Below are 17987 nucleotides of genomic sequence, written 5' to 3'. Positions count from 1 at the left end.
GTCCGACTTTCTGTGAGGGGGGCGCCTGGCGCCCGGGACAGGCCGGGCGCCAGGCAGGGGGTCACGCAGAGGCGATCAGGCCCGGGGGGTCAGTCCAGGGACAGAGTCGTGACCACCGCGTCGGGGTCGCCCGAGTAGGCGGCGACCTCGACCCGGACGTCGCCGGTCGGGTTGAGCAGCGAGCGCGTCGCCGCGTCCCACTTTTGCAGCGGCCGCAGCGAGAGCGGCACGCGGGCCGTGACGGTCGAGCCGCGCGGGACGTCCACGGGGGCGTAGCCGATCAGCGCACGCACCGGGTCGCCCTCGGTGGTGCCGTAGAGCTGGACGACGTGCCGACCGTCGCGCGTGCCGGTGTTGCGCACGGCGACCTCGACCTCGCCCGACTCCTCTCCTGTCCGGCGCGCGGTCGGCGCACCGAGCTCGACCTGGGTGTAGGACAGGCCGAAGCCGAGCGGGAATGCGGGCTCGACACCGAGCCGGTCGAGCAGCCGCTGGCCGTGCCAGGCGTCGTACGTGATCGCCGTGGCGTCACGGTCGAACTCCGGCAGGTGAGCCTCGCTCGTCGGGATGCTGAACGGCAGGCGCCCGCTCGCGTCGACCGCGCCGAGCAGCACGTCAGCGAGCCCGTGGCCACCCTCCATACCCGAGTACCACGCCATGACCAGGCCGGGGACCTCGCGGTTCCAGGTCTCGGTGATGACGGCGCCCGCGGCGACGACCGCGACGATCGTCCGCGGGTTCGCCGCGGCGACAGCCAGCACCATCGCCTCGTCCTCGGGACGCAGCGTGAGACGTGACCGGTCGCCGCCCGTGCCCAGGGACAGCTCCCCGGCGGCCGCCACGTGCGCGGGGTCGGTGCCGTCGGGCAGCGGCGGGTAGAGCGCGGCGATCGCCGGGGAGTTGGTCGCGGTCGCGTCGGTGAACTCACCCTCGTCGTCCGCGGTGTAGCCGACGACGACGACGGCCACATCACACCTGGCCGCGAGAGCCGCGGCGGCCTCGGGCGAGTCGTCCGGTGCGTTGTGCACCTCGGCGTCCGGCAGGGCCGCGCGCAGCCCGGCGAGCGCTGTGACGACCTCGGGGGCACGCACGTCCGACGAGCCGTGGTCGCCCGTGTTCGGCAGGTCGGCAAGGCGCCCGACGACTGCGAGGCTGCGCAGCGTCGTGGCGTCGAGCGGGAGGACCGGGGTCCCGTCGACCTGCTCATTGCGCAAGAGGACGATGGACCGGGCGGCGACCTCGCGGGCGAGCGCACGGTGCTCGGCCGACGCGACGATGTCGATCGATGGACGCGCCTCGTCGTGCTCGGCGGCGAAGCGCAGCTGGGTGGCCAGCGCCCGCTCGCCCGAGCGCCGCACGGATTCCCAGGAGGCGCTGCCGTCGGCGAGCGCCTGCGGCAGGTGCTGCGCGCGCTGCTGACGGAAGGGCTCCTCGATGTCGAGGCCGGCCTCGAGCGAGGTGGCGGCGTCGCGCAGCCCGAAGATGAAGTCGGAGACCGTGACGCCTTCGAAGCCCCAGTCGTCCCGGAGGATGTCGGTGAGGAGTGCACGGCTCTGGCCGGCCCACTCGCCGTTGACCGAGTTGTAGGACGCCATGATGCCGTCGACGCCCTCCTCGACCACGCGACGGAAGTGCGGCAGGTAGACCTCGTGCATGACGTCTTCGGCGCACGTGACGTCGAGTGTGAAGCGGGCGTTCTCCATCGAGTTGAGCGCGTAGTGCTTGGCGCACGCCATCACGTGGCGACGCACACCGCGCGTGAGGGCAGCCCCGAGGTCGCCGAGCAGCAGGGGGTCCTCGGCGTAGGTCTCCTGCGCGCGGCCCCACGCGGGGTGACGGGGAAGGTTGATGCACACGCCGGCGAAGAAGTTGCCGTCCTGCGCGGCGACCTCGGCGCCGATCACCTGACCGACGCGCTCCTCGAGGTCGACGTCCCAGGTGGCGCCGCGGGCCATGGACACGGGGAACGCCGTCGAGTGCCCCATGACCACGCCGCGCGGCCCGTCGCTGAAGCGCAGGCCCGGGATGCCCAGACGGGTCACCTCGCCGTGCAGGATCGGCCGGGTGTTGTAGCCCTCCTGCATCATCTCGGTCATCCCGGCCCAGAACTCCTGGTCGCCGTCGAGCAGCCCGAGGCGCTCGTCGTCGGTCATCAGGTCGTATAGCGCACGCGCGGCGACCGTGGCCGCCTGCCCGTTCCGAACGGCCTGGACGGCCTGCTCGTAGGGCGTGAGGGTGGTGGACACCTGGCACTCCTTCCGCGTCAACGCTGACGCTACCTAGTACTGAGTAGGTAGTAGTTAAGCACAGCCGCGACGCCCCGTCGCCTCCCCTCACCTGCACCTCCTGCGTGAGACGATGGGCCGGTGGCGAACCCCCGATCCCGGCGACGAGTCCGCATGGATCCCGTGGAGCGCCGCGAGCAGATCATGTCCGCGGCCATCGCGCTCATCTCCGAGCGCGGCTACTGGGGCCTGTCGATGCAGGACGTCGCCGACGCCTGCGACCTCACGATCCCCGGGCTGCTGCACCACGTCGGATCCAAGACGGGCCTGCTCATCGCGGTGCTCGAGCAGCGCGACACCGCCGACACGATCGAGCTCGCCCGCCAGCTCGGCTTCGACGACGGGATCCTCACCGTCCCGCCGCTGTCCGTGCCCGACTCGCTCATCGCCGCCGGCGTCACGCTCGGCGGCATGTGCGACGCGCTCGTCCAGCACAACGCGCGGCAGCCCGAGGTCGTGCGCCTGTACGCCGTGCTCGAGGCCGAGTCCCTCACCCCCGACCACCCCGCGCACGACTACTTCGCCTCGCGTCAGCGGATCGCACTCGCGAGCTTCGCCCGACTGGCCCACCCCGACCACCACGCCGACCACCTCGCGAAGGTCGCCCTCGCGCTCATGGACGGCCTGCAAGTGCAATGGCTGCGCGAGCCCGAGCACGGGCTCGTCGAACGGTGGCGCGCCGCGGTCGCGGAAATCCCGGGCCTGCGCGTCGACGGCGCCGCACCGCGTCCGCCCTCAGACACGCCCTGACACCCGGCGTCGGAACCCGGCCCGGGAACGCGAACGGGCGGCCCGGCAGGAGCCGGACCGCCCGATCAGCAGGTGGAGCGCAGACGCGTCAGGACCCTAGAAGTCCCAGTCGTCGTCCTCGGTGTTGACGGCCTTGCCGATCACGTAGGACGAGCCCGACCCCGAGAAGAAGTCGTGGTTCTCATCCGCGTTGGGCGACAGCGCGGAGAGGATCGCCGGGTTGACGTCCGTCTCGTCGCGCGGGAACAGGCCCTCGTAGCCGAGGTTCATGAGCGCCTTGTTGGCGTTGTAGCGCAGGAACTTCTTGACGTCCTCGGTGAGGCCGACGCCGTCGTAGAGGTCCTGCGTGTACTCCACCTCGTTGTCGTACAGCTCGAAGAGCAGTTCGAACGTGTAGTCCTTGAGCTCCTGGCGGCGCTCGGGCGAGACCAGCTCGAGGCCCTTCTGGTACTTGTAGCCGATGTAGTACCCGTGCACCGCCTCGTCACGGATGATCAGGCGGATCAGGTCGGCCGTGTTGGTGAGCTTGGCGCGGCTCGACCAGTACATGGGCAGGTAGAAGCCCGAGTAGAAGAGGAACGACTCGAGCAGCGTCGAGGCGACCTTGCGCTTGAGCGGGTCGTCGCCCCGGTAGTAGCCCATGATGATCTCGGCCTTGCGCTGGAGGTTGGGGTTCTCCTCCGACCAGCGGAACGCGTCGTCGATCTCACCGGTGGAGATCAACGTCGAGAAGATCGACGAGTACGACTTCGCGTGGACCGACTCCATGAACGCGATGTTCGTGTAGACGGCCTCCTCGTGCGGGGTGAGCGCGTCGGGGATGAGCGAGACGGCGCCGACGGTGCCCTGGATGGTGTCCAGCAGCGTCAGGCCGGTGAAGACGCGCGTGGTGAGCGTCTTCTCCTGCTCGTTGAGCGTCGCCCACGACTGGATGTCGTTGGACACCGGCACCTTCTCGGGCAGCCAGAAGTTCCCGACGAGGCGGTCCCACACCTCGGCGTCCTTCTCGTCCTCGACCCGGTTCCAGTTGATCGCCGAGACACGGCTGACCAACTTCAACTTCTCACTCATCACAGCTCCATCGTGTTCTTCGACGTCGAGAAAGACCTGGTCACAGCATGCATGAGACGCAGCCCTCGACCTCGGTGCCCTCCAGGGCGAGCTGGCGCAGGCGGATGTAGTAGAGCGTCTTGATGCCCTTGCGCCAGGCGTAGATCTGCGCCTTGTTGATGTCACGCGTGGTGGCGGTGTCCTTGAAGAACAGCGTCAGCGACAGGCCCTGGTCCACGTGCTGCGTGGCCTCGGCGTAGGTGTCGATGATCTTCTCGTAGCCGATCTCGTACGCGTCCTGGTAGTACTCCAGGTTGTCGTTCGTGAGGAACGGCGCCGGGTAGTAGACGCGCCCGATCTTGCCTTCCTTGCGGATCTCGATCTTCGACGCCACGGGGTGGATCGAGGACGTCGAGTGGTTGATGTACGAGATCGACCCGGTGGGCGGGACGGCCTGCAGGTTCTGGTTGTACAGCCCGTGCTCGCGCACCGAGGCGGCCAGCTCGCGCCAGTCGTCCTGCGTGGGGATCTGCACGCCGGCGGTCTCGAAGAGCTCGCGCACGCGGGCCGTCTTGGGCTCCCAGGTCCCGTTCACGTACTTCTCGAAGTAGGCGCCCGACGCGTACGTCGAGTCCTCGAAGCCGTCGAACGCCTTGCCGCGCTCGATCGCGAGCCGGTTGGAGGCCCGGATGGCGTGGTACGCCACGGTGTAGAAGTACATGTTCGTGAAGTCGAGGCCCTCTTCGGAGCCGTAGTGCACGCGCTCACGGGCCAGGTACCCGTGCAGGTTCATCTGCCCGAGGCCGATGGCGTGGCCGCCCTCGTTGGCGCGCTTGACCGACGGCACCGACTCGATGCTCGTCTGGTCGGAGACGGCCGTCAGCGCGCGGATCGCGGTCTCGACGGTCTGCCCGAAGTCGGGCGAGTCCATCGCGAGGGCGATGTTCAGCGAGCCGAGGTTGCAGGAGATGTCGCGGCCCACGTGGTCGTAGGACAGGTCCTCGTTGAACGTGGACGGCGTCGAGACCTGCAGGATCTCCGAGCACAGGTTCGAGTGGGTGATGCGGCCCTTGATCGGGTTCGCCTTGTTCACCGTGTCCTCGAACATGATGTACGGGTAGCCCGACTCGAACTGCAGCTCCGCGAGGGTCTGGAAGAACTCGCGGGCGTTGATCTTCGTCTTGTGGATCCGCTTGTCCTCGACCATCTCCTGGTACTTCTCGGAGACCGAGACGTCCGCGAAGGGCATGCCGTAGACGCGCTCGACGTCGTAGGGCGAGAACAGGTACATCGGCTCGTTCTTCTTGGCGAGCTCAAAGGTGATGTCCGGGATCACGACGCCGAGCGACAGCGTCTTGATGCGGATCTTCTCGTCGGCGTTCTCACGCTTGGTGTCGAGGAACCGCATGATGTCGGGGTGGTGCGCGTGCAGGTACACCGCGCCGGCGCCCTGGCGAGCGCCGAGCTGGTTCGCGTACGAGAACGAGTCTTCGAGCAGCTTCATCACGGGGATGACGCCCGACGACTGGTTCTCGATGTGCTTGATCGGCGCGCCGTGCTCGCGGATGTTGCTGAGCAGCAGCGCGACGCCGCCACCGCGCTTGGAGAGCTGCAGCGAGGAGTTGATGCCCCGCGCGATGGACTCCATGTTGTCCTCGATGCGGAGCAGGAAGCAGGACACGGCCTCGCCGCGCTGCGCCTTGCCCGAGTTGAGGAACGTGGGGGTGGCGGGCTGGAAGCGGCCCGCGATGATCTCGTCGACCATGCGGATGGCGAAGTCCTGGTCGCCGGCGGCGAGCGTGAGCGCCACCATGCAGACGCGGTCCTCGAACCGCTCCAGGTAACGCTTCCCGTCGAACGTCTTCAGCGTGTACGACGTGTAGTACTTGAACGCGCCGAGGAACGACTGGAAGCGGAACTTCTTGGAGTAGGCGTGCTCGAAGAGGCTCTTGACGAACGCCGGGTCGTACTGCGCGAGGACCTCGGGCTCGTAGTACTTGTTCTCGACCAGGTACTCGAGCTTCTCCGCGAGGTCGTGGAAGAACACGGTGTTCTGGTTCACGTGCTGCAGGAAGTACTGCCGCGCCGCCTCACGGTCCTTGTCGAACTGGATCTTCCCGTCCGGACCGTAGAGATTCAGCATCGCGTTGAGCGCGTGGTAGTCGAGCCCTGCGTCTACGCCGGAATCCGTGACTGTCGCTGCCAAAATCTTCCCAACCCTTCGCGGACGCGCGTGACGTCCTCAGTCGTTCCTAGGAGCTCGAAGCCGTACAGGTAAGGGACCTGGCACTTGGCCGCGATGATGTCCCCCGCGATGCAGTACGCCTCGCCGAAGTTCGTGTTGCCCGCGGCGATGACGCCGCGGATGAGTGAGCGGTTGCCCTCGTCGTTGAGGAACTTGACCACCTGCCGTGGCACGGCCCCACCCTCGTTGCCGCCCCCATAGGTGGGCGTCATCAAGACGTAGGGCTCGTGCACGTGCAGGAAAGGCTGCTTGGGCGTCAGCGGGATGCGCTGCGCCGGGATCCCGAGACGCTGGACGAACCTGTGCGTGTTGTCCGACGCACTCGAGAAATAGACCAGCGAGCTCATGATGCGGCTCCCTCGCCTAGGTCGATCTGGTGACGCCGTGCTGTCGGCCCGGACGGGGCCGAGTGCGGTCAGGCGACCGCGACAGCCGCACGCTCGACGAGCGCTTTGATCTGGTCGGGCCGGTAGCCGGACCAGTGCTCGCCATCGGCCACGACGACGGGCGCCTGCATGTGGCCCAGCGACACGACGTAGTCACGCGCGGCGGAGTCCTGGCTGATGTCCACGATCTCGTACTCGAAACCGGCCTTGTCCAGTGCACGGTAGGTGGCGGTGCACTGCACACACGACGGCTTGCTGTAGACCGTGATCGTCATCGTGGCTCCCCCAGATGTGGCACCCGCGGACTGCCCGCGGCGAGGTCTTCGACACTACACCTAGTGGTCGGGGATTGCCCGAACCACTAGCGCTTGTGCTTACACGCGTGTCGTTCTTCACCCCCTGTGGACAACTCCAGGGTATCGAGAGGCGCCGACAAGCCCTGGACCTGCATGTTCTCCAGGGGTCCACAGGCCGCCCACACGGCCCTCCACAGCGCCCTCCACAGGGTCCCGCCCGATTCGTCCCGCGCGCCGCCACGCGACGCACCGGGCGAAACGCCGCGACGCGCCGACGGGCTGTGCCGGACATCACCCGGACGGACCTCTGGGACGCGCGGCGCGCGAAGTTCCGCCGCCCGGCGAGCGGCGCCAGAGTGTGCTCATGGCCGAACTCAGCGAGCTGTTCGCAGCAGACCACGCGACCGCACTCACCCGCACCGAGGCGCTCGACGCCGGCGAGACGCCCGACACCGCCACCCACGTCGAGCTCACCTCGATCGGCGCCGTCGAGCTCGAGACCCTCGGAGAGATCGCCGCCGAGGTGGTCCGCTTCGGCACGGGCGACCTCGAGCTCGAGGAGGTGGACCTGGACCACGAGAACCTCTACGAGCTCCCGCCGTTCCTGGTGGACCTGCTGGTGGAGCTCGGGCGCGCCGAGGACGAGGACGCGATCCCCGAGGTGGCGGAGCGCTGGGCCGCTAGCGAGGAGATGGAGGCGACGGCCGCCGAGTTGGCGCCGGTGATCTCCGACATCGTCGACCTCGCCACCACGGCCTCGCGCGAGGACCTGCACGTCTACCTCTGGACCGAGCCCCTCGGCTGACACGCGCCGGACGGCCGCCTGGGACGGCGGCACTTACGCAACATCTCTTGCGCAACAACTATTGCGCAAGAGATGTCGGGCCATGGACGAGCGAACGACCCCCCAGGCGCGCACGAGCGACCCTGAGCGCATCCGCGCCCTGACCCATCCCGTGCGGATCGCAATCCTCGAGCTGATCGACGCGCGCCGCCAGGCCACCGCCACCGAGTGCGCCGAGGCCCTCGACGAGACCGTCGCGAACTGCTCGTTCCACCTGCGCACGCTCGAGCGGTACGGGTTCGTCGAGCGCGCCGAGCCCATCGGCCGGCTTCGCCCGTGGCGCCGGACGGTGTCGAGCCCCCGATCGTTCGGCGTGGACCCCGACCGCGCCGGAGCCGACCCCGCGTCGACCCACGCCGTGGTCGAACTCGCCGCGATGACCGCCTCCCGCGACGCGGACAGGTTCATCGCCTCGATGCGCGCGGAGGCCGAGCGATACACCAGCGGCGACCGCGACACCGACCCCGGGCCGAGCCTGCTGAAGACGATGGCATGGGTCACGCCCGAGGAGGCCGACGAGCTCGTCGAGCAGCTCGGCCAGATCGGCGAGGCCTTCCGCGCCCGACGCGACGACCCGGCGCTGCGCCCGCCCGGGGCCCGGCTCTGGAACATCGTCTCGATGGCCAGCCCCGACCCCGGCGGCCCGGCCTCCGAGCCCTCACCAGAGGAGGGCTGAGATGTTGACCATCGCCTACCAGTCCCGCACCATCAGCGTGCGCATCCCCGTGCCGACCCTGGCCTGGTCATCACCCCGCCAGCAGCGGATCTCGCCCTTGGCCGGCCGGCATGTCAGGGCACGCGCCCGGCTGCTCGGCCGACGCCGCGACAGGGTCGCGGCACAGCAGGCCTCGCGTCGCCAGGCTGACCGCATCGCCGCCGCGACCCTCGTCGCTCGGGAGGCCGACACTCGACGGGCTCTCGCGCTCCGGGCGGGCGCCGGCGTCTGACGTCGCCGCGCCGTCAGCGGTAGGTGATCTCCGCGCGGCGCGTCGGCCGCCACAGCACGATCGCGCCGCCGGTGCTGCGCTGCTCGCCGACGCGGGCACGCTGCCCACGGCGCATCGCGATGACATCGCCCGTGGGCCCGGCGGTGAACACCCGCCGGCCGGGCTCGGCGAAGGAGCGCAGGTACTCGACCTGCTGGCTGAGCCGCTCGACCTCGGCCTCGAGGTCGAGGATGCGCTTGATGCCGGCGAGGTTCACGCCCTCGTCCTGGGACAGGCGCTGCACCTCGCGGAGCTGCTCGATGTCACGCCACGAGTAGCGACGGCCACGGCCGCGGGTGCGCCGGGGCGAGACGATGCCCAGCCGGTCGTACTGCCGCAGCGTCTGCGGGTGCATGCCCGCGAGCTCGGCCGCGACCGAGATCACGTACACCTGCGCGTCGTCCGCCAGCATGTCTCGCCCCTTCGCCGTGGTCTGTCAGATCAGGCGCGGGCCTGCGCTCGCAGGTCCGCGCGCACGTCCTCGCCGGAGGTCGCCACCCCGAACGCCTCGACCGCGTCGCGTGCCGCGTCCGAGAGCTTCTGCGGCACCACGACGAGCACCGTGACCAGCAGGTCCCCGGTGCCCTTGGAGGTGGTGATGCCCCGGCCCTTGACCCGCAGGGTCCGCCCTGAGGGCGTGCCCGCGGGGATCTTCACCCGCACCGTGCTGCCGTCGAGCGTCGGCACCTCGATCTGGGCGCCGAGCGCCGCCTCGTCGAAGGCCACCGGCACTGTCTCGCGCAGGTTGTTGCCGTCCAGGGTGAACACGGGGTGTGGGGTGACCCGCACGGTGACCACCAGGTCGCCGGCCGGGCCCCCGTTGACGCCCGGCCGCCCCTTGCCGCGCAACCGGATCTTCTGGCCGTCGTGCACGCCCGGGGGGATGCGCGCGTTGACGGTGCGCCCCTCCACGCTGAGCGAGACGGTGGAGCCCTCGGTCGCCTGCCGGAACGGCAGCGTGGTCACGGCCTCCAGGTCGGCGCCCGGACGCGGGCCCCGCCCGCCGCCGAAGCCGCCGCCGAAGCCGCCACCGCCGCCACCGCCGCCGAACAGCCCGCCGAGGATGTCCTCGAAGCCTGCTGGCATCTCCTGGCCGCCGCCGCCACCGGTGGAGAAGCGCACGCGCTGCCCGCCGCGGCCGAAGCCGCCGCCGAACAGGTCCTCGAACCCGGCGGCCCCACCGCCGGCGCCCGCTCCGGAGAAGCGGGCGCCGCCGGCCATCGCGCGCAGTTGGTCGTACTGCTGGCGCTGCTCGGGGTCGGAGAGGACCGAGTAGGCCTCGCCGACGTCCTTGAACTTCGCCTCGGCGGTGGGGTCGTCCGGGTTGTGATCGGGGTGCATCTGCCGGGCGAGCTTGCGGTAGGCCTTCTTGATGGCGGCCTGGTCTGCGTCCTTGGGGACGCCGAGGGCTGCGTAGTAGTCCTTCTCTAGCCAGTCCTGGCCGCTCACCGCGCCTCCCTCCCGCTCAACTCATGCACCCGCGACACACGCCGCGCCTCAGGCGTCCGGGTCGATGACGGCCACGCGGGCGGCCCGCAGAATGCGGTCCCCTGCGCGGTACCCGGGCTGCAGCACCGTCGCGACCGTCGGCTCGGTGACGTCCGACGAGTGGGAGTGCATGAGCGCCTCGTGGACGTTCGGGTCGAACACCTCGCCCTCGGCGCCGTACCTGACGATGCTGAACCGGGCCAGGATGCCCTCGAGCTTCTCCGCGATGGACCCGAACGGGCCCACCAGGTCACCGTGCTGGCGGGCCAGCTCGATGTCGTCGAGCACGGGGATCAGCGCCTCGGCGACCTCGGCGATGCCGCGGTCGCGGGCGACGATCGCGTCGCCCTTCGAGCGCTTCACGTAGCCCGTGTACTGCTGCTCGAGGTTGTAGTACGCCGCGTTGGCGCGCTGCAGCTCGTCGAGGCGCTCGGCCGCGAGGGCCTCGGCCGCCACGAGCTGCTCGTGCATGTGGGCGTCGGCCTCGGCCTCGAGCCCGGCGAGGGGATCGGGCTGGCTCTCGTGTTCCGCGGGCTCGCGCACGGCGCCCGTCTCGGGGTCGATGCGGCGCTTGTCGGTGAATCGGGGGGCCTCCTCGCCGGAGGAGTCGGGCTGGCCCTCTCCCCCGGCGCGGCCGTGGTTCTCAGTCACTTCTGCTCGTCCTCGTCCACGATCTCGGCGTCGACCACGTCCTCGTCGCTGGCGGTCGAGGACCCGGCGTCAGACGGCGCCTCGCCCGCGGCGCCGGCGCCTGCCGCCGCGCCAGCCTGGTCGGACGAGTACAGCGCCTCGCCGATCTTCTGCGCGGAGGTGACGAGCTGCTCGTGCTTCGCCTTGACCGGCTCGATGTCCTCGCCCTCGAGAGCGGTCTTCAACTCGTCGACGGCCTTGGACACGTCGGTCTTGACGTCCTCGGGCAGCTTGTCGCCGTTGTCGGCCAGGAGCTTCTCGGTCGAGTAGACGAGCTGCTCGGCGGAGTTGCGGGTCTCGGCCTCCTCGCGGCGGGCCTTGTCCTGGGCGGCGTGCGCCTCGGCCTCCTTGACCATGCGGTCGATCTCGTCCTTCGGCAGCGCGGAGCCGCCGGTGATCGTCATCGACTGCTCCTTGCCCGTGCCGCGGTCCTTCGCGGAGACGTGCACGATGCCGTTGGCGTCGATGTCGAAGGTGACCTCGATCTGCGGGACGCCGCGCGGGGCCGGGGCGATGCCGGTGAGCTCGAAGGTGCCCAGCGGCTTGTTGTCCCGAGCGAACTCGCGCTCGCCCTGGAAGACCTGGATGAGCACCGACGGCTGGTTGTCCTCGGCGGTGGAGAAGATCTCCGAGCGCTTGGTCGGGATGGCCGTGTTGCGCTCGATGAGCTTGGTCATCACCCCGCCCTTGGTCTCGATGCCCAGGCTCAGCGGCGTGACGTCGATGAGCAGGACGTCCTTGCGCTCACCCTTGATGACACCGGCCTGCAGCGCGGCGCCGATGGCCACGACCTCGTCCGGGTTGACGCCCTTGTTGGGCTCCTTGCCGCCCGTGAGCTCCTTGACCAGCTCCGTCACGGCGGGCATGCGGGTGGCGCCGCCGACCAGGATGACGTGGTCGATGTCCTCGAGCTTGATGCCGGCGTCGCGGATCACCGAGTGGAACGGCTTCTTGGTGCGCTCGAGCAGGTCGGCGGTCATCTGCTGGAACTGCGCGCGGGTGAGCTTGCTGTCCAGGTGGACGGGGCCGTTCTCGCTCATCGACAGGTACTGCATGGAGATGTTGGTGCTCGTCGCGGAGGAGAGCTCCTTCTTGGCCTGCTCGGCGGCCTCGCGCAGACGCTGCAGGGCGATCTTGTCCTTGGACAGGTCGACGCCCGTGGAGTTCTTGACCTCCTTGATGAGGTGCTCGACGATCCGGTTGTCCCAGTCGTCGCCGCCCAGGCGGTTGTCGCCGGAGGTGGCGCGGACCTCGATCGTCGAGAAGTCGTCGTCCTTGCCCACCTCGAGCAGGGAGACGTCGAACGTGCCGCCGCCGAGGTCGAAGACGAGGATGAGCTCGTCCTCCTTGCCGCGCTCGAGCCCGTAGGCGAGCGCCGCGGCGGTGGGCTCGTTGACGATGCGCAGCACGTTGAGGCCGGCGATCTGCCCGGCGTCCTTCGTGGCCTGGCGCTCGGCGTCGTTGAAGTAGGCGGGGACGGTGATGACCGCGTCGGTGACGGGCTCGCCCAGGTACTCCTCGGCGTCGCGCTTGAGCTTGCCGAGGATGCGCGCGGAGATCTCCTGCGCGTTGTACTTCTTGCCGTCGATGTCGACGGACCAGTCGGTGCCCATGTGGCGCTTGACCGACGAGATGGTGCGGTCGACGTTGGTCACGGCCTGCCGCTTGGCGACCTCCCCGACGAGGACCTCACCGGTCTTGGAGAACGCGACGACCGACGGGGTGGTGCGCGATCCCTCGGCGTTGGCGATGACTGTGGGCTCGCCGCCCTCGAGGACGGAGACCACCGAGTTGGTGGTGCCGAGGTCGATGCCTACTGCTCGTGCCATGAGCGTGCGCCTTCTTTCGTGTGGGTGCGAGGACCCCGGGGAGTTGCGCCACCGCGGGGCTGCTTGAGTCTGCTGCGCTCAAGTCTGCGCCCAGTCGGCGCGCCACGCAAGTTCCAAGGCCCAATATTGAGTCTGGTCCGCTCAACCTGGGAGACGGGGCTCGCCCCCACTCCTCACAGTTGACTCCACCCGTGGGCGCCTTGCACCTCGGCAGGCGCCCCGCCCCGAGGGTTCAGCTCACCCGGGTGCGGCGAGGACTCGCCGTCGACGACGTGGCCGCGCCGCCCCACCAGCTCGCCCACCGCTCCAAGATCCGCGCGACATCCGCGTCGTCCACCTCGTACAGCGAGAGCACAGCGGTCAACAGGCCATGCGGCGGGCGGCTCCCCGCCGGCGTCTCCATGAGGACGAGCAACGCCGAGTGCTCCGCGTACAGGCGCAGGCCCACCTGGTGCTCGCTCTTGTAGAGCACCTGCCCGCCGATGAGCGAGCCATCGGGAAGCTCGGCCTGGAGGTGGCCGCCCACCGGGACGCCTCGCAGGCCATGCAAGCCGAGCCTGTCGAGCAGGCGGTCGCGCAGCGGCCCCGCGTCCAAGTCCCGCATCACGACGGTGTGGCGCTCGGAGCCCGCATGCTCCTCAAGCGCGAACTTGAGCTGATGCGCCCCCGCGATCCACGCCTCGTCGCGCGGGTCGTGCACCCCGTCGAAGGTGGTCAGCCCGTCATGGGCGTTCCGCTGCACCGACACGTGCGAGCGGTGATGCGACTCGCCCGCCACCGGCGTCAACACGAGGCGGTCGCCCCGCGGCCAGGCGAGCGCGCGCACATGCGCCCCGCCGACGGACGACGTCTCAGAGGCGACCGGGCGGACGCCGAACGTCTCGCCGATCTCCTCGTCGAGGCCCTCCCGCTCCCAGCCGAACCATCGGCGCACCAACTCCGGATCCCGCAGATGGCGCCACACCACGTCCGGCGGCGCCTCGATGTCCAGGCCCACTACCTCGCGATGCTCGAGACCGACCGCCATGCTGTTCCACCCCGCCCTGAGTCAGCCCGGGACGGACGAACGAGCCCGGGACACTTCCGACCGTAGTCCGCGACGGCCGCGACGGCCCGTCCAGCGGGCGCCCGATTCGTCACATCCGCAGGTCAGAGCAGGGCCACCGCCTGCGGGTCGACGGTCAGACGCACCTCGTCGCCAGGCATCGCCACAGCGCCCGCACCGGCCACGGCAGTCACCCGGCCCACGCCCTCCACCCGCACCGCGAGCTCCATGCGGCCGCGCCGGAACGCCGAAGCGAGCACCATCCCCGAGGCGAGGGCAGAGCCGCCCGCCAAGCCGGGCACAGGCGCCCTGTCGACAGCGCGGCCGACCACCACCAACGCGCCCTCTGCCAACGCCGCCACCCGCGCCCCGGCGGGCACGTCCCCGCCCAGGGCCGCGCGGATCGCCGCCCCCTGCGCCGAGTCGAGGTCGACGAACGCCTGGTAGCCGAGGAACTCGGCCACCTCTCGACTCGCGGGCCGGCGCCACAGCTCCGCGGGCGCCGCCACCTGCAGCAGCCGCCCCGCGCTCATCACCGCGACACGGTCCCCAACGGTGGCCGCCTCGTCATGGTCATGCGTGACGAACAGCGCCGTCGTGCCGGTGGCGGTCAGCGCCGAGCGCAGGTCGTCCGCTAGGCGCTCGCGCAGCGCGCGGTCCAGGGCCGACAGCGGCTCGTCGAGCAGCAGCAGGCGCGGCTGCGGGGCCAGCGCCCGGGCCAACGCGACCCGCTGCCGCTCACCGCCGGACAGGGTGGCCACCGGCCGGGACCCGTACCCGGCCAACCCCACGACATCCAACAGCTCGGCGACCCGCGCGCGCCGCTGGGCCCGTGGGGCCCGGGCCATCCGCAGGCCGAACTCGACATTCCCCGCGACATCCCGATGCGGGAAGAGCTGGCCGTCCTGGAACATCAGGCCGAAGCCGCGATGGTGCACGGGCACGCCCGCCAAGTCGGCGCCATCCCAGGACACGACGCCCCCCGCCAAGGGCTCCAGGCCCGCGACGGCGCGCAGCACGCTGGACTTGCCGCAGCCCGACGGGCCGAGCAGGGCCAACACCTCCCCGCGCTGCACCTCGAGGGTCACCCCGTCCACGGCGGTGGTCGCCCCGCCTCGGCGTGGGTCGCCGTACCGGACGCTGAGCGCGTCGATCATGAGCCCGTCCATCAGAGCTCCCCTCCTGCCGGGCCGCGCAGACGTTCGGCGACGGCGATGATGCCGGCCGTGACCAGCGCGAGCAGCACTGACGCGGCGAGCGCCATGCCGTGGTTCTCCGCGCCGGGACGGCCGATGAGCTTGAAGATGACAACGGGCAGCGTGGGCCGATCGGGCCGCGCCAGGAACGACGTGGCACCGAACTCCCCGAGCGACACCGCGAACGCGAACCCGACGGCGAGGCCCAGCGCGCGCACCGTCATCGCGAGGTCCACTGACGCCAGCACCCGGCCCGGCCCGGCGCCCAGGGTGGCCGCCGCCTCCCGCAGCCGCGGGTCGATGGCGCGCAGCACCGGCAGCACGGTCCGCACCACGAGGGGCACAGCGACGACGGCCTGGGCGATCGGCACCAGCAGCGCGCTGCGGCGCAGGTCCACGTCCAGCCCGAAGGGGTGGTCGAGGGTGAGCAGGAACCCGAAGCCGACGGTCACGGCCGAGACGCCCAGCGGGAGCATGAACACCGCGTCGAGCAGCGACACCGCGCGCCGGGCCGATCGGCGGCGCGGGCGGCGCGAGACGACCAGCGCCACGAGCCCGCCCACGACCACTGCCATGACCGTCGCGTCCAGGGCGATGCGCAGCGAGTTGGCCGCCGCCTCCCACACCGTCACGGTCAGCGCGTTGCTGCCGCCGGTGGTGCCGAGCGCCACGTAATTGCCGAGCCCCCAGCCCGTCGGCGTGCGCAGCGAGCGGACCACCAGGCTGACCAGCGGCAACGCGATGAGCGCCACGACCAGTGCGGTGACCCCGGCGGCTGCCGCGTCGACGCCGCTGCGCAGCCGCAGCGGCTGCGCTCCCCCGGCGGGCGCCGCGAGGGACAGCGCGCGCTCCCGGGTGCGGCGGGCCCTGCCGGCCACGGCCAGCGCCCCCGCGACGATCACGAGCTGCACCACCGACAGCACGGACGCGGCGCGCAGGTCCAGGAACTGGGTGGTCTGGATCCAGATCTCAGTCTCGATGGTGCCGTAGCGCATGCCGCCCAGCACCAGCACGGCGCCGAACGCCGTGGCGCAGAACAAGAAGACCAGCGACGCCGCCGACGCGATGGCCGGGGCCAGCGCCGGCAGGGTCACCGACACGAACGCGCGCAGCGGCGAGGCGCCCAGGGCCCGCGCCGCCTGCTCGGTGCGGGGGTCCAGGTGCTCCCACAGCCCGCCGACGGTGCGCACCACCAGCGCGTAGTTGAAGAAGACGAGCGCCGCGATGATCGCCGCGAAGGTGCCGTCCAGGCCCAGGAAGTCGAGCGGGCCGCCGGTGGCGAGCAGCGAGCGGAACGCGACGCCGACCACGACGGTGGGGAGCACGAACGGCACAGTGACGAAGGCCCGGACGGCGGCCCGGCCCCGGAACTGCCGCCGGTGCAGCACATAGGCGCCCGGGATGCCGAGCAGCAGAGCGATCGCGGTGGCGATGCCCGCCTGCGCGAGGGTGAGCCCGATGATGCGCCAGGTCCGCTGCCGGGCGAACACGTCGGCGAACGCGGACAGGTCCACCGCGCCGTCGGTGGTGAAGCCCCGGGCCACCAGCGTGGCGACGGGCCAGGCGAAGAACACCCCGAGGAACAGCAGCGGGATGCCCACCGCCAGCCCCCACACGAGGGCGCGCCCGAGCCCCGGCCGCGACCACCGGCCCCCCGCCCAGGCCCGCGAACGGGTCGGGACGGGAGGCGGCGTCGAGGCCGGGGCCCGGTCCGCGTCGGGCGTGAGGGTGCTGTGCGTGAAGGTGCTCAGCCCGTGACGATGTCCGTCCATGCCCTGATCCACTCGTCACGGTGCTGCTCGATGTCCGCGGGCGCCACCTGGAACGGCGCGTCGGACAGCGGCGCCCACTGGGCCCACTCGGCGGGCAGCTCGACGGAGCCGCTCACCGGGTACATGTACATCGAGCCCGGGATGTCGGCCTGCACCTCGTCGGAGAGCAGGAAGTCCACCAGCTGCTGGGCGCCCTCCGGGTTCTGGGCGTTCGCCAGCACCCCGGCGTACTCCACCTGGCGGAAGCACGTGTCGAGCAGCGCCGAGGTGGTCGGCTCCGAGCCGCCCTCCGGCACGGTGAACGGCGGCGACGACGCGTACGACAGCACGATGGGGCGCTGGCCCTGCCCGCTACCGCCGGAGAAGTCGACGTCGTAGGCGTCCGACCAGCTCTCGACCACCTTGAGGCCGTTCGCCTGGAGCTGGCTCCAGTACCCCTGCCAGCCGTCCTCGCCGAACGCGCCGATGGTCGCCAACAGGAACGCCAGCCCCGGGGAGGACGTCGCGGCGTTGGTCACCACGAGCTGGTCCTTGTACTCGGGCTTCGTCAGGTCCTCGAGGGTGGCCGGGGGCTGCTGTCCGTGCTCGGCGAACCACGTGTCGTCGATGTTGAGGCACACGTCCCCGACGTCGACGGCGGTGAGGGAGCCGGAGTCGTCCGGCGCGTACTGCGCCGCGTCGGCCGCCGCCGGGGCCTGCGACGTGTACGGCGCGAGCACGCCCTCGTCGATGGCGCGTGAGGCGAACGAGTTGTCGATGCCGAACACGGCGTCGCCCAGCGGGGCGTCCTTGGTCAGGACGAGCTGGTTGACCAGCGAACCGCCGTCGCCCGGGGTGACGATCTCCACCGTCAAGCCGGACTCCGCCTCGAACGCCTCGATCAGCCCATCGCTCAACGCGAAGGAGTCGTGGGTGACGAGGGTGACCGTCTGGTCGGGGCTGCTGGACGCGTCGTCCCCGCTGCCGATGGCCGAGCAGGCCGTCAACGCGAGGGCCGTGCCGGCCGCGAGGGCCACGCCCGTCGCGAAGGTCGATCGGTGAGCGCGCCCGTTCTGACGGGCGCTGGTAATGCGTGGCATTGCTGGATCCTCCCCATATGCAGGAGGGGGTCACCGACGCCACCGG

The 17987-nt window shown here is 70.7% G+C and carries 17 protein-coding genes; 4 read left to right on the top strand and 13 right to left on the bottom strand.

The window, feature by feature from the left end:
- Positions 1–89: 89 nt before the first annotated feature.
- Complete coding sequence (locus QUV83_RS14230; protein ID WP_289565450.1) at positions 90–2246, bottom strand: glycoside hydrolase family 3 protein; 2157 nt, start codon at positions 2244–2246, stop codon at positions 90–92.
- A gap of 153 nt (positions 2247–2399) precedes the next feature.
- Here QUV83_RS14230 and QUV83_RS14225 point away from each other — a divergent pair, with 153 nt between their 5' ends.
- Complete coding sequence (locus tag QUV83_RS14225) at positions 2400–3035, top strand: TetR/AcrR family transcriptional regulator (RefSeq protein WP_289565449.1); 636 nt, start codon at positions 2400–2402, stop codon at positions 3033–3035.
- A 96-nt stretch (positions 3036–3131) separates the two neighbouring features.
- Here the strand turns inward: QUV83_RS14225 and nrdF are convergent, their stop codons facing one another.
- The 4 genes from nrdF to nrdH form a co-directional block, all read right to left on the bottom strand.
- Positions 3132–4106 carry a class 1b ribonucleoside-diphosphate reductase subunit beta gene (nrdF, locus tag QUV83_RS14220; protein ID WP_066583881.1) on the bottom strand — a complete coding sequence of 325 codons (975 nt, stop codon included), beginning with the start codon at positions 4104–4106 and terminating at the stop codon, positions 3132–3134.
- Between the two features lie 40 nt (positions 4107–4146).
- Positions 4147–6291, bottom strand: coding sequence for a class 1b ribonucleoside-diphosphate reductase subunit alpha (nrdE, locus tag QUV83_RS14215; RefSeq protein ID WP_289565446.1), 2145 nt, complete (start codon positions 6289–6291; stop codon positions 4147–4149).
- Positions 6261–6677 (bottom strand): class Ib ribonucleoside-diphosphate reductase assembly flavoprotein NrdI, encoded by a 417-nt coding sequence (gene nrdI, locus QUV83_RS14210; protein ID WP_289565444.1) that lies wholly within the window; start codon positions 6675–6677, stop codon positions 6261–6263. The genes nrdE and nrdI overlap by 31 nt, the downstream gene beginning before the upstream one ends.
- Before the next feature lie 68 nt (positions 6678–6745).
- Positions 6746–6991, bottom strand: coding sequence for a glutaredoxin-like protein NrdH (nrdH, locus tag QUV83_RS14205; RefSeq protein ID WP_066583875.1), 246 nt, complete (start codon positions 6989–6991; stop codon positions 6746–6748).
- A gap of 385 nt (positions 6992–7376) precedes the next feature.
- On the opposite strand from nrdH, the gene QUV83_RS14200 reads away from it, so the two are divergent.
- From QUV83_RS14200 to QUV83_RS14190, 3 genes are all read left to right on the top strand, one after another.
- The gene (locus tag QUV83_RS14200; RefSeq protein WP_289565442.1) at positions 7377–7817 is read left to right on the top strand and encodes a hypothetical protein; all 441 of its coding nucleotides are present in this window, start codon (positions 7377–7379) and stop codon (positions 7815–7817) included.
- 82 nt (positions 7818–7899) lie between these two features.
- Positions 7900–8532: a winged helix-turn-helix domain-containing protein gene (locus QUV83_RS14195; protein ID WP_289565441.1), complete on the top strand. Its 633-nt coding sequence runs from the start codon at positions 7900–7902 to the stop codon at positions 8530–8532.
- 1 nt (position 8533) lies between these two features.
- Complete coding sequence (locus tag QUV83_RS14190) at positions 8534–8803, top strand: hypothetical protein (RefSeq protein WP_289565439.1); 270 nt, start codon at positions 8534–8536, stop codon at positions 8801–8803.
- 13 nt (positions 8804–8816) lie between these two features.
- Here the strand turns inward: QUV83_RS14190 and QUV83_RS14185 are convergent, their stop codons facing one another.
- The 8 genes from QUV83_RS14185 to QUV83_RS14150 form a co-directional block, all read right to left on the bottom strand.
- Positions 8817–9254, bottom strand: a complete 438-nt coding sequence (locus tag QUV83_RS14185; RefSeq protein WP_289565436.1) for a heat shock protein transcriptional repressor HspR — start codon at positions 9252–9254, stop codon at positions 8817–8819.
- A gap of 29 nt (positions 9255–9283) precedes the next feature.
- Entirely contained in the window at positions 9284–10291 is a 1008-nt protein-coding gene (locus QUV83_RS14180) for a DnaJ C-terminal domain-containing protein (protein WP_289565435.1), read from the bottom strand.
- 48 nt (positions 10292–10339) lie between these two features.
- Positions 10340–10981, bottom strand: a complete 642-nt coding sequence (grpE, locus tag QUV83_RS14175) for a nucleotide exchange factor GrpE (protein WP_289565433.1) — start codon at positions 10979–10981, stop codon at positions 10340–10342.
- Entirely contained in the window at positions 10978–12849 is a 1872-nt protein-coding gene (gene dnaK / locus QUV83_RS14170; RefSeq protein WP_289565431.1) for a molecular chaperone DnaK, read from the bottom strand. Before dnaK ends, grpE begins: the two co-directional genes overlap by 4 nt.
- A 232-nt stretch (positions 12850–13081) precedes the next feature.
- Complete coding sequence (locus QUV83_RS14165; RefSeq protein WP_289565429.1) at positions 13082–13876, bottom strand: SRPBCC domain-containing protein; 795 nt, start codon at positions 13874–13876, stop codon at positions 13082–13084.
- A 122-nt stretch (positions 13877–13998) separates the two neighbouring features.
- Positions 13999–15063: an ABC transporter ATP-binding protein gene (locus tag QUV83_RS14160; protein ID WP_289565428.1), complete on the bottom strand. Its 1065-nt coding sequence runs from the start codon at positions 15061–15063 to the stop codon at positions 13999–14001.
- Positions 15063–16862, bottom strand: a complete 1800-nt coding sequence (locus QUV83_RS14155; RefSeq protein WP_289565426.1) for an ABC transporter permease — start codon at positions 16860–16862, stop codon at positions 15063–15065. The genes QUV83_RS14160 and QUV83_RS14155 overlap by 1 nt, the downstream gene beginning before the upstream one ends.
- Positions 16838–17941, bottom strand: coding sequence for a thiamine ABC transporter substrate-binding protein (locus tag QUV83_RS14150; RefSeq protein WP_289565424.1), 1104 nt, complete (start codon positions 17939–17941; stop codon positions 16838–16840). The genes QUV83_RS14155 and QUV83_RS14150 overlap by 25 nt, the downstream gene beginning before the upstream one ends.
- Positions 17942–17987: the final 46 nt, after the last annotated feature.

Source organism: Cellulomonas cellasea (genome assembly GCF_030372105.1).
Lineage (GTDB): Bacteria > Actinomycetota > Actinomycetes > Actinomycetales > Cellulomonadaceae > Cellulomonas_A > Cellulomonas_A cellasea_A.
Note: the sequence above shows the minus strand (reverse complement) of the source record. Positions and strands in the feature narration are given on the sequence as shown.